This window comes from Streptomyces sp. NPDC006552 (genome assembly GCF_040611655.1).
GTDB lineage: Bacteria > Actinomycetota > Actinomycetes > Streptomycetales > Streptomycetaceae > Streptomyces.
Genome location: NZ_JBEXOS010000058.1, coordinates 14,981 through 35,413, shown reverse-complemented (window position 1 = coordinate 35,413; position 20,433 = coordinate 14,981). Strand labels below are relative to the sequence as shown.

Sequence of the window (20,433 nt, the reverse complement as noted above, 5' to 3'; positions counted from 1 at the left end):
GCTCCACCGTTGGCACCACTCCCAGGACAAGGCAGTATCGACCCGTGGCTGAACCCCAAGGTCTCCTCACCATCGAGGACCCCGACGACCCCCGCCTGCGCGACTACACGGGCCTGACCGACGTCGAGCTGCGCCGCAAGCGGGAACCGGCCGAGGGCCTGTTCATCGCCGAGGGCGAGAAGGTGATCCGGCGCGCCAGGCTGGCCGGCTACGAGATGCGCTCGATGCTGCTCTCCGCGAAGTGGGTCGACACCATGCGCGACGTCATCGACGAGGTCCCGGCCCCGGTCTACGCCGTCGCCCCGGACCTCGCCGAACAGGTCACGGGCTACCACGTGCACCGCGGCGCCCTCGCCTCCATGCAGCGCAAGCCGCTGCCGACCGCCGACGACCTGCTCACCACCGCCCGCCGCATCGTGGTGCTGGAGTCGGTCAACGACCACACCAACATCGGCGCGATCTTCCGCTCGGCCGCCGCCCTCGGCATGGACGCGGTCCTGCTCTCGCCCGACTGCGCCGACCCGCTCTACCGCCGCTCGGTGAAGGTCTCCATGGGCGCGGTCTTCTCCGTGCCCTACGCCCGCCTGGAATCCTGGCCGAAGTCGCTGCAGACGGTCCGCGAGGCGGGCTTCGGTTTGCTCGCGCTGACCCCCGCCGCGAAGGCCCGCTCCCTGGACGAGGTGGCCCCGCACCGCATGGACCGCGTCGCCCTGCTCCTGGGCGCGGAGGGCGAGGGCCTGTCGACCAAGGCCCTGATGGCGGCCGACGAATGGGTCCGCATCCCGATGGCCCACGGAGTCGACTCGCTCAACGTGGGCGCGGCGGCCGCGGTCGCCTTCTACGCCGTGGCGACGGGCCGCCCCGGACTCTGAGCCGGTCCGCCCGTCACAGACTCTGCGCCGCGGCGATCACCAGCGCCACGAGCAGCGTCACCACCACGAACACGAAAAGACGCTGCCGCAGCAGCCGCGGATTGGCGGGCCGCAGCTTCTTGCCCGACCCCGTCCCGTTCGTCCGCGGTGCCGGACGCCCGGCACCACTGCGCGGAGCCGGCCGGTTCCCCGACCGGGACGTGGTCGAGCGCGGCCCCGACCCGCCGCCGGTCCGCCCGCCGCCCGTGCGCCCGCCGCCGGTGCGCGACGCGGGCGGCCCCGGCTGCGTACGCCGCTGGGTGCTGCGCTGGGTGCGCTGCTCCGCGTAGCTCTCCGCGAGCCGGCCCGTCGGACGGTCCGCCTCGGAACGCGGCGCCGGCGGCCGGGCCTCGCCCAGGCCCTGCGCCTCGCGGGCCGCGATCTCCTTCAGCCGCAGCGACAGCTGGAGCGTGCTCGGCCGCTCCTCGGGGTCCTTGGCGAGGCAGGCGCGCAGCAGCGGTGCGAGTGCGTCCGGCACGCCGTGCAGCTGCGCCTCCTCGTGCACCACCCGGTAGAGCATGACCTCGGAGCTGCCGTGCCCGAAGGGTGAGTCGCCCGTGGCCGTATAGGCGAGGGTGGCCCCGAGCGAGAACACGTCGGTGGCCGGGGTGACGGCCGCGCCGCGCACCTGCTCCGGCGCGAGGAAGCCGGGGGAGCCGACCGCGGTCCCGACGTGGGTCAGCGTCGAGGCGCCGGTGGCCCAGGCGATACCGAAGTCGATGATCCGCGGCCCCTTCGGGGAGAGCAGGATGTTCGACGGCTTGAGGTCCCGGTGGACGACCCCCGCCTCGTGCACGGCGACGAGTCCCTCGGACAGGGCGGCGCCGACGGCCGCCACGTCGGAGGCGGCCAGCGGCCCCTCCTCGGCGACCTTGTCGTGCAGCGAGGGACCGGGCACGTACTGCGTCGCGAACCACGGCCGGTCCGCCTCCAGGTCCGCGGCGACCAGGCGCGCGGTGCAGCCGCCCCGGATCCGGCGCGCGGCGGAGACCTCGCGCGCGAACCGCGAGCGGAACTCCTGATCCTCCGCCAGATCCGGCCGGATCACCTTGAGTGCGACCCGCTGCCCGCGCCGGTCGGAGCCCAGGTAGACGACGCCCATCCCGCCCGCGCCGAGCCGTCTGTGGAGCCTGAACGAGCCGACGACGCGCGGGTCCTCGCGCCTGAGGCGCATCATCGCCATGTTCATCCCCGCTGCTGCCCGGTCTCGTCTGACGAGCGACAGCTTACGTTTACGTGGCCGACTGTGCGCTCAGGCCGCGCCCTCGCACCGAATCGGATTGCCGTTCTCCGGCATGGGAGGTGAAAGTCGGTCAGAGAGCAGGGCCACAAAGCGTCTTGCCGGTGCCGGGACCGCCAATCCCGTTACGGGCGACGGAATTTGGCTCCCCGGAGACCGGCCGGGCCGGGCGGGCCGCACGGAGCGCACAGCCACCCCGTGCGGGCGCGACCAGGGCCGGCCGCGGAAGTGAGGGAAGTCACCCCGCGCGCGGGCGGGAGGCCCCCTGGGGGAAGACCCCGAGACGCCGGGGCTCATCTCCACCCAGGGGAGTACGCGGCGGGGGAGCGGTCATCCTCCGGGAGGCCCGGCAATCGGTACGAGGGCATGACGCCCCCGGCGGCCGCCGCCCATAGATTTGAGGTCAAGCGGCGGGTACAGCACTCGTCCCCCGAGGTCAGGTACCCGCCGCTGCCCGTACTTCACGAACTCGACCGGGAGAGGACCATGGCGGACACGACACCGCGGACGACAGCGTTCCGCAGCACGTGGGCCCGCAGGACTGTCACGTTCGGCAGTTCCGCGACCGGCCGCCGGCATCCGCTGGTGGCCACGGCCATGGTCCTTCCTCTCGCTGCCCTGCTCGTCGTCGTCTTCGGCGGCTGGGACGCGATGGTCACGCAAGCGTCGTCCGTGGGCGTGATGCTGGGGCGCTGAGCGGCGCCTCCAGGCCCGGATGAGCGGTCCGGGCTGGTCCATCCGACCAGGAAACCCCGTGGGGACGGGGGTGCGGCGGACGGCACAGATGCCGCGTGCAGCTGGGGAGCTGCACGCGGCATTGCCATGTGCCCACCCCGGCACCGGACGAGCCCGTCGCCGCGGCCCGTACGCTCACGGGCGTGACCACGTCCCTCGCCCCCGCGCTCCGCGCAGCGGTCCGCGGCGCGTCCCACCCGGGCGCCTGCGACGGCTGCACCGCGCAGACGCTCGCGGACCGGCCCGACGCCACCGTCGTCCGGCACGGCGCCGCGGTCGCCAAAGCGCACGCCCCGGACACCGACGCGGCCGCGCTGCGGTCGCGTCTCGCCGTGGCCGCCGCCCCCGCGCTCGCCGGGATCCTCCTGCCGCCCCTGCGTCCCGAGGCGGCGCCCCTGCACGGCCGGCTCGTCACCTTCTGGCCGTACGGCACCCCGGTCGACCCCGAGCACCCGGAAGACGCCCCCTGGGAAGCCGCCGCCACGCTCCTGGCCCGCCTGCACACCACGCCGCCCGCCTCGCTCGCGGCGGGCCCGCTCCCGCCGATGCGCGGGCCCCTCAAGGCGGCCCGCGCCCTGGCCAGGCTGCGCGCGAGCGCCCCCGGCCACCCCGCCGCCTGCCCCGTCCGGCGGGCGTGGGCCACGCTCCCGCCGTGGGCCCGCGCCGAAGCCCCCTGCGACCACGCCCGCGCCCTGTGCCACGGCGACCTGCACCTCGGGCAGCTGGTCCGCAGCCCGGCCGGCTCCGGCCGCTGGCTCCTCATCGACATCGACGACCTCGGTCTCGGCGACCCGGCCTGGGACCTGGCCCGCCCGGCCGCCTGGTTCGCCTGCGGCCTGCTCGCCCCCGACGACTGGACCCGCTTCCTCACCGCGTACCGGCGGGCGGGCGGCGCCCCGCGGCTGAGCGCCCCGGACCCCTGGCCCGCCCTGGACGTCCCGGCCCGCGCCCTGACCGTGCAGACCGCCGCCCTCGCCGTCGCCAAGGCCACCGAGGCGGGCCGGCCCCTCGACGAGGTGGAGGTGGCCGTCGTCGACGCCTGCGACCGAATGGCGGGCATACCGGCCCAGTTGGGCCCCACCGCCGCCAAGTAGGGTGCGCAGGACGGAAGCCGGGAAGTGTTCCGGCGAAGCAGTACCGAACGGCGAGGAGTTGATCCGATCATGCAGTGCCCCAAGTGCCACGCACCGATGCACACGTACAACCGCAATGGCGTCCAGATCGAGCAGTGCAGCGGCTGCCGCGGGATCTTCCTCGACTACGGGGAGCTGGAGTCGCTGACCCGCCTGGAGTCGCAGTGGCAGCAGCAGGCCCCGCCGCCGCCGGCCCCGCAGGCCTACCCCGCCGCCCCCGCCCCGGCCTGGGGCGCGCCGCACCACGGCGGTCACCATGGTGGTCACCACGGTCACCACAACCGGGGTTTCGGCCGGATGCTCTTCTCGTCCTGAGCCGGCGGCGCCCGCGCCGCCGCGGGCACGAAGAAGCCCCGGTCCGAGGACCGGGGCTTCTTGGCTGTGCGCGATACTGGGATTGAACCAGTGACCTCTTCCGTGTCAGGGAAGCGCTCTCCCGCTGAGCTAATCGCGCGGGAACGGGCCAGACTCTATCAGGCGCCGCGAGGGGTGCTGCCGGGTACTGCGTGGTGCCGCGTGCGCGATACTGGGATTGAACCAGTGACCTCTTCCGTGTCAGGGAAGCGCTCTCCCGCTGAGCTAATCGCGCGGGGGTGGATGGCATACGGACCGGAATCCGAAGATCCAGTGCGCGATACTGGGATTGAACCAGTGACCTCTTCCGTGTCAGGGAAGCGCTCTCCCGCTGAGCTAATCGCGCATGGAGGTGGAGACGGGATTTGAACCCGTGTAGACGGCTTTGCAGGCCGTTGCCTCGCCTCTCGGCCACTCCACCAGGAGCGTAGGGGTTCGGGAAGATCCCCCACTTCGAGCGAACGACCGGGTTCGAACCGGCGACCTCAACCTTGGCAAGGTTGCGCTCTACCAACTGAGCTACGTTCGCGTGTCATTCCGGACCGCTTGCGCGTCCCGGCGACGTGTTGAACTCTAGCGGATTCCCGGGCCAGCACAAAAACGCGTTTGCGCAGCGTGCTGAGGTGCGACCGGCGGAGCGACGCCGCCGCCTCCACCCCAGGTCACCGCCGCGTCACCCGCCCTAGACTCGACCATGTGCTCGACTTCCCGCCTCTCGCCCGCTTCGGTGAACTCCTCGCGACCGATCTGCGCGACGTGACCAGCGACCCCACCGCCCTGGACACCACCGGCTTCTGGGCGGTCGCCGCCGACTTCGAGGGGCGCCTGGTCTGCGCCCGCTTCGGCCGCGTACGCCGGGAGCCGGTGCCCGCCCCGCGCCCCGGGGCCTGGCACGCACCGGCGCCGGGGGACTGGACGTCCTCGCTCGACCACGCCGCGTACACCGCGGGCGTCCGCCGCATCCGCGCGCACATCGCGGCCGGCGAGGTCTACCAGGCCAACCTCTGCCGCGTCCTGTCCGCGCCGGTGCCGGCCGGCGCGGACGTCGACGCGCTCACCTCGCTGCTCGCCCGCGGGAACCCGGCGCCGTACGCGGCCACCGTCCGGCTGCCCGGCCACGGCGTGGAGATCGCGACGGCCTCGCCCGAGCTGTTCCTGCGCCGCCGCGGCACTCTCGTCGAATCGGGACCCATCAAGGGCACCGGACGCACCGAGGCGGACCTCCTGGAGAAGGACCACACCGAGAACGTGATGATCGTGGACCTGGTCCGCAACGATCTGGGCCGCGTCTGCGCGACCGGCACCGTGACCGTCCCCGACCTGTGCGTCGTCGAGAAACACCCCGGTCTCGTCCACCTCGTCTCGCTCGTCCGCGGTGAACTGCGCGCCGGCGCCGGCTGGAGCGAGCTGTTCGACGCCTGCTTCCCGCCCGGGTCCGTGACCGGGGCGCCGAAGTCCAGCGCCCTGCGCGTCATCGGCGCGCTGGAGACGGCGCCGCGCGGCCCGTACTGCGGTGGTATCGGCTGGGTCGACGCCGACCGCGGCACCGGCGAACTGGCCGTCGGCATCCGCACCTTCTGGATCGACCGCACCGCGGCCGGCGCCGTCCTGCGGTTCGGGACCGGGGCCGGGATCACCTGGGGCTCCGACCCCGAGGGGGAGTGGCGGGAGACCGAGCTGAAGGCGGAGCGGCTGCTGGCGGTAGCGTCGCAGGGGTACGACGGGCCGGCGAGCGGATCGTGGCCCGCGCCTCCCGGCGCGCCCGGGGAAAGACAGAGGGACCTCACGTGAAGATCTGGCTCGACGGCAGGCTGCAGGACACCCAGGAGGCACGCGTCTCCGTCTTCGACCACGGGCTGACCGTGGGCGACGGCATCTTCGAGACGGTGAAGACGGTCGACGGCGCCCCGTTCGCGCTCACCCGCCACCTCGACCGGCTGGCCCGCTCGGCCCGCGGCCTCGGACTGCCCGAGCCGGACCTCGACGAGGTGCGCCGCGCCTGCGCCGCCGTCGTCGAGGCCAACCCGCTCGCGCTGGGCCGGCTGCGCATCACCTACACCGGCGGCCTCTCCCCGCTCGGCTCCGACCGCGGCGAGGAGGGCACCACGCTCGTCGTCGCGCTCGGCGAGGCGAAGCGGCGCCCCGACACCACCGCGGCGATCACCGTGCCCTGGACCCGCAACGAGCGCGGCGCCCTCGCGGGCCTGAAGACCACCTCGTACGCGGAGAACGTGGTGGCGCTCGCCCGCGCCCGCGAACTCGGCGCCTCCGAAGCGCTGTTCGCCAACACCCTGGGCCGGCTCTGCGAGGGCACGGGCTCGAACGTCTTCGTCGTCCTGGACGGCGAGATCCACACCCCGCCCCTCGCCTCCGGCTGCCTGGCGGGCATCACGCGCGCCCTGGCCGTCGAGTGGACCGGCGCCCAGGAGACGGAGCTGCCGCTGTCGGTGCTGGCCGAGGCCGACGAGGTGTTCCTGACCTCGACGCTGCGCGACATCCAGGCCGTGCACCGGATCGACGACCGCGACCTGCCGGACACGCCCGGCCCGGTCACCACGAAGGCGATGCGCGTCTGGGACGAGCGGGCCGGGGAGCGCCTCGACCCGTGAACGGCTGGGGTCCGTAGGGCACGGCCGGGTAGAACACCGGTGATGACCACGACCCTGCGGCCGACCGAGCCGCTCCAGCGCACGGCCGACGGGGCGCGCTCGCGCCACTACACGGTGTGCGTCAACAGCCGCCCCGTCGGCACGCTCCACCTCGCCACGCACCCCGTGTTCGGGCCGGCCGTCGCCCAGGTCCTGGATCTGTACGTCGACGGGCCGGACCGGGGCAGGGGGCGCGGCACCGTCGCCGCGCTCGCCGCGGAGGAGGTGGCCCGCTCCTGGGACTGCCGCCGGATCGAGGCGACGGTCCCCGCCGACCGGCAGGAGCTGCTCCGGCTCGCGGGCGCCCTCGGCTACGTCGAGCGCAACCGGAACCTCGCGAAGACCCTGCCGGAGCGGCCGCCGGAGCTTCCCGCCGGCAGCGTCGCGCGCCGGATGACGGAGGCCGAGTTCGGGCCGTGGCTGACGCGGGCGCGGGAGCGGTACGCGCGCACCGTGGTCGAGCGCGGCGCCTCGCCGCAGGAAGCCCGCGCGAAGGCCGAGCGCGACCACCTCGCCCTGCTGCCCGGCGGCATCGCCACCCCGGACGTCCTGATCAGCGTGCTGGAACACGACGCGCGGCAGGTCGGCACCCTGTGGCTGGCCCAGCGCTCCGACGGCGCGTACGTCTACGACATCGAGGTGGACCCCGGCCACCGGGGCCGGGGGCACGGGCGCACCCTGATGCTGGCCGCCGAGGCCGACTCGCTCGCCGCGGGCGCCACCCGGATCGGCCTCAACGTGTTCGCGGGCAACACACCCGCCCTGCGCCTGTACACGTCACTTGGGTACACACCGACGCGGCACCACCTGTACAAGCACCTGCTCTGACGGGCCCCCGGGCCCGGGCCCGCGCGACAGCCTCTAGGCCGGCCCCGCCTGTCCCGCCTGCTCGGCGAGGAGGCGGTCGACGATCTCCTCGATCCGCGCGCGCAGCCCGTCCTGGCTCGTGCCGCCGTCGAGCCGCTCCCCGCCGACGACGTACGTGGGCGTGCCCGTCACCCCGATCGCCTTGCCCTCGGCCTGGTCGGCGTCGACGATCAGGATGTGCCGGCCGTCGATCAGCGCGGTGTCGAACTCCTCGGCGTCCAGGCCGAGTTCACGCGCCACCTCGACGAGGAAGGACTCATCCGTGAACTCCTCGACGCGCTCCAGCACCGCCTCGACATAGGGCCACCCCCGGCCCTGCTCGAACGCCTCCTCGGCGGCCTGCGCCCCGGCGAACGCGTGCTTGTGCTTCTCCAGCGGGAAGTGCCGCAGCCGCACGTCGAGGCGGTCGCCGTACCGCTCACGCAGCGCGCGTACGTCGTCCAGGGCGGAGCGGCAGTCGGGGCACTGCAGCTCGCACCACACGTCAAGGATCGGGTTCGGGTCGTTCATGGGGCCAGTCTCCCAGGCCGGGTCGCCGCCCTCGACCTGGACCTGGGAAGGAGGGACGACCCCGAGATGTCCCTGAGGTCCGCCGGGCCCGTGGCCCCGGGCCGCCCCGGCGGTGCAGGATGGAAGGGGACGGCACGCCGCGCCCCGCGACCCGACGCCCGAGCCCAGGAGGACCGGATGATTGCCGAGACCGTCTGCTCCGCCGTCGCCGTGGCGGGCCTGGGCATCGCCGCGGTGACCGCCTACCGCAAGCGCTTCCTCGCCGCCGCCCGCACCGCGGCCTACGCCCTGGTGCCGCTCGGCCTGGTGATGACCGGCGCCGTCGCCTGGGTGGCGGACACCGCCTTCAGCCCGACCGCGTGGGCCGGATTCGGTGTGCTGGGCGCGGCCTGGCTGCTGTTCCTGGGGACCCGCGCGGCCGAGCGGCGCGGCGGCGGCAGCCGCAAGGAACGCAGGGCGGCGGCGAAGGCGGCGCGCCGCGAGGCCGTGGCCCCGGCCGCCTCCGCGCCTTCGCTCGGCGGGAACGCGCGCCCCGCGCCCGCCGCCCAGCCGCAGCCCCGGGCGCAGAAGCCGAAGACCGGCGGGGCCGACGACTTCAGCGACATCGAGGCGATCCTGAAGAAGCACGGCATCTGAGCGGGGTATCCGCGTCCGGTCAGGGACCGGCCCGGTGGACCACGTGTTCGAGTGGCGCCGTTCTCTTCGCGCAGGTGCCCGGGTGAAAGTCACGTAATCCGGCGAACTCCCGGCCGCCAGGGAGCTGTTGGGCGATCTCCGTCCTGGATCTGCGACATCATCGCGACGAGATGCTGGACACACCGCAGCTGGCCGACCAGCTGGACGCCGACCAGGGGCAGGCGCCGACCGGCGAGCCCGCGCCGCCCGCCCCCGCCCCCGTTCCCGTACCCCCCGAAACCCAGCGAGGCTGCCTCTTCGCCCTCTCCCAGCCGCCGCTGATGATCTTCCTGGGCGTGATCGGCTGCCTCTTCCTGATCGCCGCCCTGCACGACCTGCTGCTGCTGTGAGGCGCCGCGGCGCCGCCCGCGCGGGAGCCCTCAGCCCGCCGCTTCCTTGCGGCGCGCGCGGTAGGCGGCCACATGGAGCCGGTTCCCGCAGGTACGGCTGGAGCAGTAGCGGCGCGAGCGGTTGCGGGAGAGGTCCACGAACGCGTACCGGCAGTCCGGGGCCTCGCACCGCCGCAGCCGGTCCTGCTCCCCGGCGACCACGAAGAACGCCAGGGCCATCCCGCAGTCGGCCGCCAGGTGGTCCGCGACCGAGGCGCCGGGCGCGAAGTAGTGCACGTGCCAGTCGTAGCCGTCGTGGTCGGTGAGGCGGGGCGTGGTGCCGGCGGCCGCCACCAGATCGTTGATCACCGTCGCCGCGCGCCGCGGCTCGGTGGCGGCGAACACCTGAGCGAACTCGGCGCGGACCGACCGCACCATCTCCAGGTCACGGTCTGTGAGCACGCCGACGTCGCTGATCTCGTGCTGTGCCACGAAATCCCCCAGGGCCGCGACGCTCGCGAGTCCGTCGGCGGTCCCGGCGGGGGCCTGGCTGTCCGGCGCGGTGTTCACCAGATCGACCACGGTGTCGAGCGCGCACCGGGTGTCATGGGTGATCAGCACGATTCGCTCCCTGGCCGTCAGCCCGCGTCCGCCGGGCGGGCGCGGTGGGAAGACCGACCCTAGCGCCCCTGCGCCGCGGGGGAGCAGGGCGCACGCGACGGCGCCGCCGCCGTGGACGTTCCCACGGCGGCGACGCCGGTCTCTGCGCTGTGCGGTTGTCCTGCCTTGGTGCACCGCGCCGTCTCCCCGAGTGGACGGCGCGAGGCGCTCTCGCTCCGCTCACGCCGGCTGGCTGCCGGCGTGCGCCTCCCGCGCGGTCAGCTTTCCGCGAGGATGTGCGACAGCTCCTGATCGAGGTCGAAGTGACGGTGTTCCGTACCGGGTGGCACGGCGGCGTCCGTCCGCTTCAGGAAGGACTCCAGGGCCCGCGCCGGGGCCTCGAGCAGAGCCTCGCCCTCCGGAGAGCTCAGGGCGATGCAGACGACGCCCTGACCATGGCTACGGGACGGCCAGACTCGGACGTCGCCGGTGCCGGTCGGCCGGTGAAGGCCTTCGGCGAGGAGATCGCGGGCGAATACCCACTCGACCGTCTCCTCGGCTCCGGTGTGGAAGGTGGCGTGCACGGCATACGGATCGGCCGTGTCATACCGCAGTCCTGCGGGTACAGGCAGTGAGGACTCGCTCGACACAACGAGGCGCAGGTGCAGCTCGCAGCTGACCGTGGTGTTCATAAGCGCCAGGGCCTTTCGCTCAGTGTGCGCTCGGGGATTCGCACGTCGGCGAAATCGACATGCCACCTACGGTGCCGTTGTAAACCCCTCTGAGTGTTTTGGGCGGCTTTACGTAGCTCGTACGGCCGAGTCTTATCCGGTGGGTAACGGCCATTCCGGTGACGCGAATGCGTCCGGTAGGTTTGGTGCCATGAATACGGGGAGTGACGAGGCGACGGGTCCGGTCGCCGGTGCCGATGAGGCCACATCCGGGGCGAAGCCGCTCGGCTCGCGGGCGCCGGAGTTCATCCAGGAGCGCAGAGCGCTCCACCTGAGCTGGCAGGTCGGCGTCTTCGTCGTGGGCCTCGCGGTGGTGGGCGCGGGCATCGTGATGCTGCCGCTGCCGGGCCCCGGCTGGCTGGTGATCTTCGGCGGCATGGCGATCTGGGCGACCGAGTTCGTCTGGGCCCAGCTCGTGCTGCGCTGGACGAAGCGGAAGGTCACCGAGGCCACACAGCGCGCCCTCGACCCCCGGGTGCGGCGCCGGAACATCATCCTGACCACGGTGGGCCTGGTGATCATCGTGGTGCTGGTCGCGGTCTACGTATGGAAGTTCGGTTTCGAGATGCCGTGGAAGATCAAGCAGTGAGCGCGCCGCGCGGGGTGGTCATCGGCCCCTCTGACATGGGGTAATGTTCTTCCTGCGCCCGGGCGATTAGCTCAGTGGGAGAGCGCTTCGTTCACACCGAAGAGGTCACTGGTTCGAACCCAGTATCGCCCACCCGGACCGAAGGCCCCGGAGACATCACGTCTCCGGGGCCTTCGGCGTTCCCGGATCCGGCCGACGTGCGGACACCGTCGTGAACTGCCCTTTCGAAGCGCTTCGACGCCAATTCTGCCCGAACCGTTGACGCGCCCCCACCCCCTCTCTACCTTGGCCCGGCAAGCGCTTGCCTAAAACGATTCAATGCGCAGGGTGGAGGGGCGAACTGTGCCTACGAACAGGGATCTCGACCGGCGTGGCCTGCTCAGGGCCACGGGAGGGTCGCTCGCGGCGCTCGGTCTGACGGCGGCCGGCTGCGGCGGCGGAAGCGGAGCGGGCGACGGCCCGGTGACCCTCCGGTACGCGTGGTGGGGCGGGGAGCCCCGGACGATCGCCATCAAGAAGACGATCGCGCTCTTCGAGAAGAAGTACCCGAAGATCAGGATCAAACCGGAATTCACCGACTACGAATCGTTCTGGGAGAAGTTCCAGACCCAGGCGTCCGGCGGAAATCCGCCGGACGTCTTCCAGAATTCGGTCGCCTTTCTGCGCAAGTACGACAAGCGCGGCGTCCTGATGGACCTCAAGTCCCAAGCGGACGCGGGGAATCTGAGCCTGAAGAACTTCCGGAACGGAGTACTGACCGCCGGTCAGGTCGAGAAGAAGCAGCTCGGTGTCCCCGTCGGCGCCAACACCATGTCGCTCGTCGTGGACCTCAAAATCTTCGAAAAGGCGGGAATCAAGCCCGAGATGGGCTGGACCTGGGACGACTACTTCGACGCGCTCCAGAAGATCCAGGACACCCAGAAGATCGCGGGCGACACCGGCTACTTCAGCATCATGTACCTCTACGACCTGTACCTCCGTCAGAACGGCAAGGCCTTCTTCACCGACACCGAACTCGGCTTCACCGAGGCCGACCTGACGCAGTGGTGGAACGACGGGTACCGGCGCGTGAAGTCCGGTCTCGTCGCCGACCCGAAGAAGATCGAGCAGGCCAAACCGGAGTCCGGACTCTCGGCCGGGCTCGCCGCGTCCGAATTCACCTGGGACAACTTCTCGATCCGCTACGAGGGCGAAGGCGAGTCCGACTACGGCCTCGCACCGATCCCCACCACCGACGGCAAGAACACGGGCCAGTACCTCGGCTCCCTCATGCTCAGCGCCTTCACCGGCACCAAGCACCCCACGGAAGCCGCCCGGTTCATCGACTTCATGGTCCACGACCCCGAGGCCGGCTCGATCATGGGCTACGACCGCGGCATCCTCGCCACCACCGAGCAGTACGCCGCCTACAAGCCCGCCGACACCACCAACAAGGGCGTCGCCGCCTACGAGGAGGAGGTCGCCGACGCCGGAGTGCTCGGCACGATCACCCCGCACCCGTCCGGCGCCGACGTCATCGAGGCCGCGTTCCTGCGCATCGGCGGCGAGGTCGCCCAGGGCAAGAACAAGCCGGCCGCCGCAGCCAAGCAGTTCTTCGGCGAGGCCAAGGCCGCGTTCGCGGGCTGAGGGGACGTACGCCATGACGCTCGTCAAGGACTCACCCACCGCCCCGGGCCGGGAGCGGCTCCCCGCTCTCGCCCCCGGGCGCCGCGGGCGGCGCCGCGAGACCCTCGCCGGCTACCTCTTCATGTCACCGTGGCTCGCCGGGTTCCTGCTGCTCACCGCGGGACCCATGATCGCCTCGCTCTATTACGCCTTCACCAGCTACAACCTGTTCACACCGCCGCAGTGGGTGGGGCTCGACAACTTCACGACGATGTTCCAGGACCCGCGCTGGCAGAAGTCGGTGCAGGTCACCCTCAAGTACGTCGTCGTCGCCACGCCCCTCAAACTGCTGCTCGCGCTCGGCGTCGCGCTGCTGCTCGCGCAGAGCCGGCGCGGACAGACCCTGTACCGGGCCGCCTTCTACCTGCCCTCCCTCATCGGCGCCAGTGTCTCCGTGGGCTTCGTATGGCGGGCCCTCTTCTCGGACGACGCCGTCGTGGACCGCACGCAGCAGGTCTTCGGCATCGACTGGGGCGGCTGGATCGGCAACCCGGACCATGTCCTGTACGCCCTGGTGGCCCTGAGCATCTGGCAGTTCGGCGCACCCATGGTCATCTTCCTGGCCGGACTCAGACAGGTGCCCGTGGAGCTGTACGAGGCCGCCGAGGTGGACGGGGCGGGAGCGCTGCGCCGCTTCTGGAACATCACCCTGCCGATGATCTCGCCGGTCCTGTTCTTCAACGTCCTGCTGGAATCGATCCACGCCTTCCAGGTGTTCGGCTCCGCCTACGTCGTCTCCGACACCCGCTGCGGTCCGGCCGACGCCACGCTCGTCTACACCTGCTACCTCTACCAGAAGGGCTTCAAGGAGTCCCAGATGGGCTTCGCCTCCGCGATGGCCTGGACGCTCGTGATCGCCGTCGCGCTCGTCACGGCGGTCCTGTTCTGGTCGCAGAAGAAGTGGGTGCACTACGCGGACAGCGCCGACAGTACGGAGGCCGCCACGTGACCAGTGCCCTCAGCCCCGCAGCGGGCCCCGCGACCGAGCGGCGGCGCAGGGGCTCCGTCGTCTGGCACCTCGGCGCGCTCGTCGTGCTCGCCGTCGTCCTCTACCCGGTGATCTGGGTGGCGGGCGCCGCCGTCAAACCGAGCAAGGACATCGTCGGCAGCCTCGACCTGATCCCGGTGGAGCCGGTCTGGTCGAACTTCTCCGGCCTCGCCGACGGCATCTCCGGAATCTCCGTCGGCAGCTTCTTCGTCAACTCGCTGACGTACGCGGTCCTCGCCGTGGTCGGCGTCGTCCTTTCCAGCTCGCTCACCGCGTACGCCTTCGCCAAGATCCGCTTCGCCGGACGGAAGCTGCTCTTCACGCTGATGATCGGCACGCTGCTGCTGCCGTACCACGTGCTGCTCATCCCGCAGTACGTCCTCTTCCGCCACCTCGGCTACATCGACACCCTCGTACCGCTCGTCGCGGGCAAGTTCCTCGCCACCGAGGCGTTCTTCGTCTTCCTGATGATGCAGTTCATGCGCGGGCTGCCGAAGGAACTGGACGAGGCGGCCCGGCTCGACGGCTGCGGCCACCTGCGGACCTACTGGTCCATCGTGCTGCCGCTCAGCCGCCCCGCCCTCATCACCAGCGCCATCTTCACCTTCATCAATGCCTGGAACGACTTCATGGGGCCGCTGATCTACCTCAACAGCCCCTCCAAATACACCGTGTCGCTCGGCCTGATGATGTTCCGCGACCAGGAAGGCATCTCCAACTACGGCGGCATGATCGCCATGTCGCTGGTCGCGCTCCTCCCCGTCCTCGCCTTCTTCCTCGCCTTCCAGCGCCACCTGATCGACGGCATGGCGACCTCGGGACTCAAGGGATGAGCGCGCCACCGGCCGTCGAGTCCCGGCGCCGGATCGGGTTCTCGGTCTTCGCCGAGTGCCTGCTGACCGGGGTGTGGATCGCCCTCGCGTCCCTCCCCCTCGTCACCGCGCCCGCCGCGTTCGCGGCCGGCTCCCGGCACCTGCACCGCCACCTCGGACACCACCCCGCGAGCCACCGGGAGTTCACCGCCGACCTGCGCCGCGCGGCCCGCCACGGCTGGCTGGCCGGGCTCGCCGGCCTCGCCGTCTGCGCCGCTGTCTGGACCGACCTGCGGGTCGCGCGCTCCGGACTGCCCGGCGGCCGGCTCGCCGCCGCCGTCGCTGTCCTCGCCCTCCTCGGCACCGCCGTCACCGTCCTGCGGGCCGCCGCCGTCTGGGAACCCGGAGCGCACTGGCGGACCCTCCTCCCCGCCGCCGCCCGGCGCACCGTCCGGGCGCCCGCCGGCTCTCTCCTCCTCGTCTGCGGCCTCGCGGTCGTGCTGCTGTGCGCCGGGTTCCTCGCACCGCTCGCCGTCCCCGCGCTCGGCATCCTCGCCGCGGCGGCCGTCGCCGTCGAGGAACGCGAGCGCTGAGCACCGCCACACGCGGACCCCCTTCTCGTCCCGCACCTCTGGCATGCACGGAAAGGACCGACGATGTCCCCCATTCCTCGCAGATCCCTCCTGAAAGCAGCCGCGGTCGCCGGCGCCGCCGCCCAGTTCGGCTGGGCACTCGGCGACAAAGAGGCACAGGCCGCCCCGGCCGCGCCGGCCGCCGGGGCCGAGCCCGTCACCCTCGGCTGGCTGGAGGACGGCGGGCTCGGCGCCGCCCCCGGCTCCACCGTCGGCGTGCCCTGGCCGAAAGGGGTGTACCAGCACGGCCAGGAGTTCGCCCTCACCGACGCGGACGGCGGACAGGTCCCCGTACAGACCTGGCCGTTGGCGCAGTGGCCGGACGGCTCCCTGAAGTGGACCGCGCACGCCGTCGGACCCGGCGCCGGAACCGGGAAGCTCACCCTCACCGCCGGGAAGGCCGCCGCGCCCGAGAAGAGGGTGACCGTCTCCACGAAGGGCGGCACCGTCACCGTCGACACCGGCGTTCTCGTCGCCGAGCTGGGCAAGAGTGGCTCGGCCCTCGTCAGAAGCGTCACCCGCGGCGCCACCGAGATCGCCCGGGACGGACGGCTCGTCCTGCTGCGCCAGGGCGAGATCGACGACGGTGACCGGGGGAGCGCGGCGTACGAGCGGTTCGAGAGCGTCATCGAGGAGACGAAGGTCGAGCAGGACGGGCCCGTCCGCGCCGTCGTCCGCATCGACGGCAGGCACCGCCGCGGCCGGCGCAGCTGGCTGCCCTTCTCGGTCCGGCTCTCCTTCCACGCGGGCGCCGACTCGTTCCGCATGGTGCACACGATCACGTTCGACGGGACGCAGGAACCCGGCAAGGCCACCGGCGACTTCATCCGCGGGCTCGGCGTCCGCTTCACCGTGCCGATGCGCGACGCCGCCTACGACCGGCACATCCGCATCGGCGGCGAGGACACCGGCCTGCTCCGCGAAGCCGTCCAGGGCATCACCGGACTGCGCCGCGACCCCGGCGCCGCCGTCCAGGCCGCCCAGTTCGCCGGCGAGCGGCTCCCCGACCCCGCCACCTGGGACCAGCGCGTCACCACACGGCTCCAGTACATCCCCCGATGGGGTGACTACACCCTCTCCCAGCTCTCCGCCGACGGCTTCACCCTGCGCAAGCGCACCATGAAGGGGCACGGCTGGATCGGCGCCGGCGGCGGCCGCCGGGCCGGTGGCTTCGGCTACCTCGGCGGCCCCAGCGGCGGCTTCTCCTTCGGCCTGCGCGACTTCTGGGAGAAGCACCCGGCCGGACTCGACATCCGCGGCGCCCAGACCGACGAGGCCGAGGTCACCCTCTGGCTCTGGTCACCCGAGGCCCAGCCGATGGACCTGCGCTTCTACCACGACGGCATGGGCCAGGACACGTACGCGGAGCAACTCGAAGGCCTCAACATCAGCTACGAGGACTACGAACCCGGCTTCGGGACGCCGTACGGCATCGCCCGCACCAGCGAGCTGCTCTTCTGGGCCAACGACGCCACCCCCGCGCCCGAGACCCTCACCCGGCAGATGAGAGCGGTACGCGTCCTGCCGCAGCTCGCCGCACCGCCCGAGCAGCTCATCAAGGCCCGCGTCCTCGGCCCCGGCCTCTACTCGAAGCCCGACCGCTCCACCCCCGCCAAGGCCCGGATCGAGGACCACCTCGACTTCCTCTTCACCTACTACAAGGACCAGGTGGAGACGCGCCGCTGGTACGGGTTCTGGGACTACGGGGACGTGATGCACTCCTACGACGCCGTGCGCCACCAGTGGCGCTACGACGTCGGCGGCTACGCCTGGGACAATTCCGAACTCTCGCCCGACCTCTGGCTCTGGTTCGCCTACCTGCGCAGCGGCCGCGCCGACATCTTCCGCTTCGCGGAGACCATGACCCGCCACACCGGCGAGGTCGACGTCTACCACCTCGGCAAGTGGGCCGGGCTCGGCACCCGCCACGGCGTCCAGCACTACGCCGACTCCGCCAAGCAGCAGCGCATCGCCAACACCACGTACCGCCGGTACTACTACTTCCTGACCGGCGACGAACGCGTCGGCGACCTGATGCACGCCGCCGTCGACTCCGACGAGACCTTCCTCGTCCTCGACCCGCAGCGCAAGGTCCGCCCCGACCCCGACTACCGGCCCGACCCGCACGCCCTGTCCATCGGCTTCGGCACCGACTGGAGCGGCCTCGTCTCCGCCTGGCTCACCGAGTGGGAGCGGCGCGGACCGCAGTGGGAGAAGGCCCGCGACCGGGTGCGCTCCACCATGGAGACCATCGCCGCCCAGCCCAACGGCTTCGTGCAGGGCAGCGGCCTGTACGCCCTCGACACCGGCAGGTTCGCCGTCGCGGACCGGCCGGTGGTCGCCGTCTCCCACCTGTCCGCCGTCTTCGGCCTCAACGAACTGTGCGCGGAACTCATCGACCTCCTCGACATGCCGGAGTTCGAGGAGGCGTACTACGACTACTGCCGCTACTTCAACGCCACCAAGGCGGAGCAGAAGGCGCGCTACGGCAGCGACTTCGGTTCCCTGCTGCTCTTCCAGGGCCACTCCCGGCTCGACGCGTACGCCGCCGTGCGGACCGGCGACGCGAAGCTGGCCGCCCGCGCCTGGGAGAAGTTCTACAAGAGCGACGGCTACACCGAGGCCGCCCCGTGGAAGACGGAGCGCACCGGCGGACCGCTCACGCTGGTCGCGGGTGCCGAGGCGGCCTGGGTCTCCACCAACGACACGGCCCTGTACGGTCTCGCCGCCATCGAGAACCTCGCCCTGATCGGGGACGCCATGCCCTGACCCCCGCCCCTGACCGCTGAAAGGAACCCGCGCGGGCAGACTCTGCCCATGGACCTGAGCGCCCTGAGCCGTTACCGCTTCCGCAGTGTCTGGGACCTGCCCGCACCGCCGGCCGCCGTGTACGCGGCCCTGGAGCGGGCCGAGGAGTACCCGCTGTGGTGGCCGCAGGTCCGCTCGGTGACGCCGCTGGACGAGACCAGCGGCGTCGCGGTCTTCCGCTCCTTCTTGCCGTACGCGCTCACGGTCACCGCCCGGGAGCAGCGGCGCGACCCGGCCGGCGGGGTCCTGGAGATCGCCATGAGCGGCGACCTCGACGGCTGGGCGCGGTGGACCGTGACGGCCCGCGGCGGCGGCACCCGCGCCGTCTACGACCAGCAGGTCGAGGTGCGCAAGGCGCTGATGAGGCGCTTCGCCCTGCTGGGCAGGCCGGTGTTCGTCGCCAACCACGCCTGGATGATGCGCGGCGGGCGGCGGGGGCTCAGCGCCCACCTGCAACCGGTTTGAACACAGCCCGCCGCGCCCTGTATGGTTCAACCCGTTCCCGGGCGATTAGCTCAGTGGGAGAGCGCTTCGTTCACACCGAAGAGGTCACTGGTTCGAACCCAGTATCGCCCACCCCGGGAGAACCGGTCCGTCGGTCGACGGGCCGGTTTTTCGTTTCTGCATGTCGGGCCCCCAGCGGGGGAACGGCCGGACGGCCACCGGAAGTTCCGCGCGTCAGGCCGCCGCCGGCAGCTCCGGGCGCAGCGGCCAGGCCGGATCGACCACCTCCGGATTGCCGCTGCGGGTGAACCACGCCTGGAGCCCGCGGGCCTGCGCCGCGTGCCAGAACTCCTGGAGGGTGTGGAGTTCGGCCGCCGAGAGCCGCTCCAAGCGGCCCGCGAAGCGCCGGCCGACCGCCCGGACGAGGTCGAGCGCCGCCTGCGCGTCCGCCGCCGCGTCATGCGCCTCGGCCAGCTCCACCTCGTAGTGCGCGCACAGATCCGTCAGCGTACGGCGGCCCTTGCGGTAGCGGTCCAGATGTTTGTCCAGGACCCGCGGGTCCAGCACCCGCAGCGGGGAACCGTCCAGGTAGCGGTCGAGCGACGACGCGCGGTGCCGCCGCAACTCCCGGTCCAGCAGGGTCAGATCGAACGGCGCGTTCATGACCACCAGCGGCCGTCCCGCCGCGGCCTGGTCCGCGAGCGCGTAACCTATCTCCTCCATCACGGGGGCCGGCCAGCGCCCGTTGCGCTGAAGATGCAGGTCGGTCAGGCCGTGCACCTCCGTCGCGCCGGGCGGCACCGGCACCCCCGGATTGACCAGCCAGCGCGTCACCCTCGTCCGCAGCCCCGGCGCGTCCTGCACCACGATCGCCGCCGACACGATGCGGTCGTGCTCCACGTCCACACCGGTCGTCTCCGTGTCGAAGGCGGCGAGTGGGCCTTCGTACCAGCACGTCATGTCAATACAACTCCCTTGTCTCACCCGGCAGATGACGTCCCGTCGATCCGCGCCCGCTGCCCATCCGGTGATACCCGGGCCGTTTGCGTCGTACGCGGAGCGGTGACAACACAGTTACGAGTCATGGCAGTTCAGCGGGGTGCCGTTGACCTGCCCTCGACCACGCCCTTGCTCTTCGCGGGGAACCCACCGTCCCGAAAGGCCCGTCGCACCATGGCGCTCGCGCGGCCCGAACAGGGCGGGCTGCTGCCCGGGCGGAACGCACCGCCGCGCGGCACACTCGCCACCACCGCCTGCATGGAGACCCTCCAGGTGGGCTACCTCCACGCCGTGGCCGCGGCCGCCGGCTGCTCGCTCTCGCAGCCATTCCCCGACAACGGCATCGACTGGCACGTCAGCCACAGCGCCCCCGGGCACACGGTCGACGACGAGGTCACGATCAAGGTGCAGCTCAAGGCGACGTACCAGATCCCGCCGCACCCGCCGGGGCCGTCCTTCTCCTTCACGCTCGACAACGCGCACCTGGAGAAGCTCGCCAGGACCCCCGTGTCGGTGCACAAGATCCTCGTCGTGATGCTCGTGCCGCGCTCCCAGGACGACTGGCTGCGCGCCGGGCACGACCGGCTCGACCTGCGGCACTGCTGCTACTGGACCAACCTCGCCGGCCACCCGGTCACCGGCCGGCGCCGGACCACCGTGCGCGTGTCCACCACGCGGATCTTCGACGACCGCGCCCTCTGCGAGATCATGACCCGCGTCGGGACGGGCGGGCGGCCCTGACGGGACGCCGCGGACCGCACCA

At 72.0% G+C, this 20,433-nt stretch carries 22 protein-coding genes and 7 tRNA genes; 19 read left to right on the top strand and 10 right to left on the bottom strand.

Going from position 1 to position 20,433, the window contains the following annotated elements:
• The first annotated feature begins 44 nt into the window (after positions 1 to 44).
• A complete protein-coding gene (locus tag ABZY33_RS27575; RefSeq protein WP_356494380.1) occupies positions 45 to 872 on the top strand; it encodes an RNA methyltransferase in 828 nt (275 codons plus the stop codon).
• A gap of 13 nt (positions 873 to 885) precedes the next feature.
• On the opposite strand, the gene ABZY33_RS27570 is transcribed toward ABZY33_RS27575, so the two are convergent.
• Positions 886 to 2,100, bottom strand: a complete 1,215-nt coding sequence (locus tag ABZY33_RS27570; protein WP_356494379.1) for a serine/threonine-protein kinase — start codon at positions 2,098 to 2,100, stop codon at positions 886 to 888.
• Between the two features lie 537 nt (positions 2,101 to 2,637).
• Here ABZY33_RS27570 and ABZY33_RS27565 point away from each other — a divergent pair.
• The 3 genes from ABZY33_RS27565 (at position 2,638) to ABZY33_RS27555 (ending at position 4,334) form a co-directional block, all read left to right on the top strand.
• Entirely contained in the window at positions 2,638 to 2,847 is a 210-nt protein-coding gene (locus ABZY33_RS27565; protein WP_356494378.1) for a hypothetical protein, read from the top strand.
• A 182-nt stretch (positions 2,848 to 3,029) separates the two neighbouring features.
• Positions 3,030 to 3,980, top strand: coding sequence for an aminoglycoside phosphotransferase family protein (locus ABZY33_RS27560; RefSeq protein WP_356494377.1), 951 nt, complete (start codon positions 3,030 to 3,032; stop codon positions 3,978 to 3,980).
• Positions 3,981 to 4,049: 69 nt separating this feature from the next.
• Positions 4,050 to 4,334 carry a zf-TFIIB domain-containing protein gene (locus ABZY33_RS27555; RefSeq protein ID WP_356494376.1) on the top strand — a complete coding sequence of 95 codons (285 nt, stop codon included), beginning with the start codon at positions 4,050 to 4,052 and terminating at the stop codon, positions 4,332 to 4,334.
• A gap of 67 nt (positions 4,335 to 4,401) precedes the next feature.
• Here the strand turns inward: ABZY33_RS27555 and ABZY33_RS27550 are convergent.
• From ABZY33_RS27550 to ABZY33_RS27530, 5 genes are all read right to left on the bottom strand, one after another.
• Positions 4,402 to 4,473 (bottom strand) — tRNA-Val (locus tag ABZY33_RS27550).
• 63 nt (positions 4,474 to 4,536) lie between these two features.
• Positions 4,537 to 4,608 (bottom strand) — tRNA-Val (locus ABZY33_RS27545).
• A gap of 39 nt (positions 4,609 to 4,647) precedes the next feature.
• Positions 4,648 to 4,719, bottom strand: a tRNA-Val gene (locus tag ABZY33_RS27540).
• 1 nt (position 4,720) lies between these two features.
• Positions 4,721 to 4,794, bottom strand: a tRNA-Cys gene (locus ABZY33_RS27535).
• Between the two features lie 35 nt (positions 4,795 to 4,829).
• Positions 4,830 to 4,902: transfer RNA gene (locus tag ABZY33_RS27530), tRNA-Gly, on the bottom strand.
• 167 nt (positions 4,903 to 5,069) lie between these two features.
• Between ABZY33_RS27530 and ABZY33_RS27525 the strand changes: the two genes are divergently transcribed.
• From ABZY33_RS27525 to ABZY33_RS27515, 3 genes are read left to right on the top strand one after another with little or no spacing between them, the layout of a single operon-like run.
• Positions 5,070 to 6,164, top strand: a complete 1,095-nt coding sequence (locus tag ABZY33_RS27525) for a chorismate-binding protein (protein ID WP_356494375.1) — start codon at positions 5,070 to 5,072, stop codon at positions 6,162 to 6,164.
• Positions 6,161 to 6,982, top strand: a complete 822-nt coding sequence (locus tag ABZY33_RS27520; RefSeq protein ID WP_356494374.1) for an aminodeoxychorismate lyase — start codon at positions 6,161 to 6,163, stop codon at positions 6,980 to 6,982. Before ABZY33_RS27525 ends, ABZY33_RS27520 begins: the two co-directional genes overlap by 4 nt.
• 42 nt (positions 6,983 to 7,024) lie before the next feature.
• Positions 7,025 to 7,849: a GNAT family N-acetyltransferase gene (locus tag ABZY33_RS27515; protein ID WP_356494373.1), complete on the top strand. Its 825-nt coding sequence runs from the start codon at positions 7,025 to 7,027 to the stop codon at positions 7,847 to 7,849.
• Positions 7,850 to 7,882: 33 nt separating this feature from the next.
• On the opposite strand, the gene ABZY33_RS27510 is transcribed toward ABZY33_RS27515, so the two are convergent.
• The gene (locus ABZY33_RS27510) at positions 7,883 to 8,398 is read right to left on the bottom strand and encodes a DsbA family protein (RefSeq protein ID WP_356494372.1); all 516 of its coding nucleotides are present in this window, start codon (positions 8,396 to 8,398) and stop codon (positions 7,883 to 7,885) included.
• A gap of 177 nt (positions 8,399 to 8,575) precedes the next feature.
• Here ABZY33_RS27510 and ABZY33_RS27505 point away from each other — a divergent pair, with 177 nt between their 5' ends.
• Together ABZY33_RS27505 and ABZY33_RS27500 are read left to right on the top strand one after the other, a co-directional pair.
• Complete coding sequence (locus tag ABZY33_RS27505; RefSeq protein ID WP_356494371.1) at positions 8,576 to 9,034, top strand: hypothetical protein; 459 nt, start codon at positions 8,576 to 8,578, stop codon at positions 9,032 to 9,034.
• A 170-nt stretch (positions 9,035 to 9,204) separates the two neighbouring features.
• Positions 9,205 to 9,423 (top strand): hypothetical protein, encoded by a 219-nt coding sequence (locus tag ABZY33_RS27500; protein ID WP_356494370.1) that lies wholly within the window; start codon positions 9,205 to 9,207, stop codon positions 9,421 to 9,423.
• Positions 9,424 to 9,453: 30 nt separating this feature from the next.
• Here the strand turns inward: ABZY33_RS27500 and ABZY33_RS27495 are convergent, their stop codons facing one another.
• Both ABZY33_RS27495 and ABZY33_RS27490 read right to left on the bottom strand, forming a co-directional pair.
• On the bottom strand, positions 9,454 to 10,023 hold the full coding sequence (locus ABZY33_RS27495; protein ID WP_356494369.1) for a CGNR zinc finger domain-containing protein: 570 nt from the start codon (positions 10,021 to 10,023) through the stop codon (positions 9,454 to 9,456).
• Between the two features lie 257 nt (positions 10,024 to 10,280).
• Positions 10,281 to 10,694, bottom strand: a complete 414-nt coding sequence (locus tag ABZY33_RS27490) for an SsgA family sporulation/cell division regulator (RefSeq protein WP_004002642.1) — start codon at positions 10,692 to 10,694, stop codon at positions 10,281 to 10,283.
• A gap of 190 nt (positions 10,695 to 10,884) precedes the next feature.
• Between ABZY33_RS27490 and ABZY33_RS27485 the strand changes: the two genes are divergently transcribed.
• From ABZY33_RS27485 to ABZY33_RS27445, 9 genes are all read left to right on the top strand, one after another.
• A complete protein-coding gene (locus tag ABZY33_RS27485) occupies positions 10,885 to 11,322 on the top strand; it encodes a TIGR02611 family protein (RefSeq protein ID WP_356494368.1) in 438 nt (145 codons plus the stop codon).
• A gap of 60 nt (positions 11,323 to 11,382) precedes the next feature.
• A tRNA-Val gene (locus tag ABZY33_RS27480) sits at positions 11,383 to 11,454 on the top strand.
• A 210-nt stretch (positions 11,455 to 11,664) separates the two neighbouring features.
• Positions 11,665 to 12,948, top strand: a complete 1,284-nt coding sequence (locus ABZY33_RS27475; RefSeq protein WP_356494367.1) for an extracellular solute-binding protein — start codon at positions 11,665 to 11,667, stop codon at positions 12,946 to 12,948.
• Positions 12,949 to 12,961: 13 nt separating this feature from the next.
• Complete coding sequence (locus ABZY33_RS27470; RefSeq protein WP_356494366.1) at positions 12,962 to 13,936, top strand: sugar ABC transporter permease; 975 nt, start codon at positions 12,962 to 12,964, stop codon at positions 13,934 to 13,936.
• Entirely contained in the window at positions 13,933 to 14,808 is an 876-nt protein-coding gene (locus ABZY33_RS27465) for a carbohydrate ABC transporter permease (protein WP_356494365.1), read from the top strand. The genes ABZY33_RS27470 and ABZY33_RS27465 overlap by 4 nt, the downstream gene beginning before the upstream one ends.
• Positions 14,805 to 15,380, top strand: coding sequence for a hypothetical protein (locus ABZY33_RS27460; protein WP_356494364.1), 576 nt, complete (start codon positions 14,805 to 14,807; stop codon positions 15,378 to 15,380). Before ABZY33_RS27465 ends, ABZY33_RS27460 begins: the two co-directional genes overlap by 4 nt.
• 63 nt (positions 15,381 to 15,443) lie before the next feature.
• Positions 15,444 to 18,188, top strand: a complete 2,745-nt coding sequence (locus ABZY33_RS27455; protein WP_356494363.1) for a Tat pathway signal sequence domain protein — start codon at positions 15,444 to 15,446, stop codon at positions 18,186 to 18,188.
• A gap of 48 nt (positions 18,189 to 18,236) precedes the next feature.
• The gene (locus ABZY33_RS27450) at positions 18,237 to 18,692 is read left to right on the top strand and encodes an SRPBCC family protein (protein ID WP_356494362.1); all 456 of its coding nucleotides are present in this window, start codon (positions 18,237 to 18,239) and stop codon (positions 18,690 to 18,692) included.
• A gap of 39 nt (positions 18,693 to 18,731) precedes the next feature.
• Positions 18,732 to 18,803 (top strand) — tRNA-Val (locus ABZY33_RS27445).
• A gap of 102 nt (positions 18,804 to 18,905) precedes the next feature.
• Here ABZY33_RS27445 and ABZY33_RS27440 read toward each other — a convergent pair.
• Positions 18,906 to 19,631, bottom strand: coding sequence for a 3'-5' exonuclease (locus ABZY33_RS27440; RefSeq protein WP_356494361.1), 726 nt, complete (start codon positions 19,629 to 19,631; stop codon positions 18,906 to 18,908).
• A 213-nt stretch (positions 19,632 to 19,844) separates the two neighbouring features.
• Between ABZY33_RS27440 and ABZY33_RS27435 the strand changes: the two genes are divergently transcribed.
• Positions 19,845 to 20,411, top strand: a complete 567-nt coding sequence (locus ABZY33_RS27435) for a DUF4365 domain-containing protein (protein ID WP_356494392.1) — start codon at positions 19,845 to 19,847, stop codon at positions 20,409 to 20,411.
• Positions 20,412 to 20,433 lie beyond the last annotated feature (22 nt).

What these genes read in the sequence shown, in the direction of transcription:
- ABZY33_RS27500 (WP_356494370.1), top strand. Translation starts at nt 9,205, where the DNA reads ATGCTGGACACACCGCAGCTGGCCGACCAGCTGGACGCCGACCAGGGG.
- ABZY33_RS27490 (WP_004002642.1), bottom strand. Translation starts at nt 10,694, where the DNA reads ATGAACACCACGGTCAGCTGCGAGCTGCACCTGCGCCTCGTTGTGTCG.
- ABZY33_RS27515 (WP_356494373.1), top strand. Translation starts at nt 7,025, where the DNA reads ATGACCACGACCCTGCGGCCGACCGAGCCGCTCCAGCGCACGGCCGAC.
- ABZY33_RS27435 (WP_356494392.1), top strand. Translation starts at nt 19,845, where the DNA reads ATGGCGCTCGCGCGGCCCGAACAGGGCGGGCTGCTGCCCGGGCGGAAC.
- ABZY33_RS27510 (WP_356494372.1), bottom strand. Translation starts at nt 8,398, where the DNA reads ATGAACGACCCGAACCCGATCCTTGACGTGTGGTGCGAGCTGCAGTGC.
- ABZY33_RS27460 (WP_356494364.1), top strand. Translation starts at nt 14,805, where the DNA reads ATGAGCGCGCCACCGGCCGTCGAGTCCCGGCGCCGGATCGGGTTCTCG.
- ABZY33_RS27555 (WP_356494376.1), top strand. Translation starts at nt 4,050, where the DNA reads ATGCAGTGCCCCAAGTGCCACGCACCGATGCACACGTACAACCGCAAT.
- ABZY33_RS27455 (WP_356494363.1), top strand. Translation starts at nt 15,444, where the DNA reads ATGTCCCCCATTCCTCGCAGATCCCTCCTGAAAGCAGCCGCGGTCGCC.
- ABZY33_RS27440 (WP_356494361.1), bottom strand. Translation starts at nt 19,631, where the DNA reads ATGACGTGCTGGTACGAAGGCCCACTCGCCGCCTTCGACACGGAGACG.
- ABZY33_RS27470 (WP_356494366.1), top strand. Translation starts at nt 12,962, where the DNA reads ATGACGCTCGTCAAGGACTCACCCACCGCCCCGGGCCGGGAGCGGCTC.
- ABZY33_RS27565 (WP_356494378.1), top strand. Translation starts at nt 2,638, where the DNA reads ATGGCGGACACGACACCGCGGACGACAGCGTTCCGCAGCACGTGGGCC.
- ABZY33_RS27505 (WP_356494371.1), top strand. Translation starts at nt 8,576, where the DNA reads ATGATTGCCGAGACCGTCTGCTCCGCCGTCGCCGTGGCGGGCCTGGGC.
- ABZY33_RS27450 (WP_356494362.1), top strand. Translation starts at nt 18,237, where the DNA reads ATGGACCTGAGCGCCCTGAGCCGTTACCGCTTCCGCAGTGTCTGGGAC.
- ABZY33_RS27570 (WP_356494379.1), bottom strand. Translation starts at nt 2,100, where the DNA reads ATGAACATGGCGATGATGCGCCTCAGGCGCGAGGACCCGCGCGTCGTC.
- ABZY33_RS27485 (WP_356494368.1), top strand. Translation starts at nt 10,885, where the DNA reads ATGAATACGGGGAGTGACGAGGCGACGGGTCCGGTCGCCGGTGCCGAT.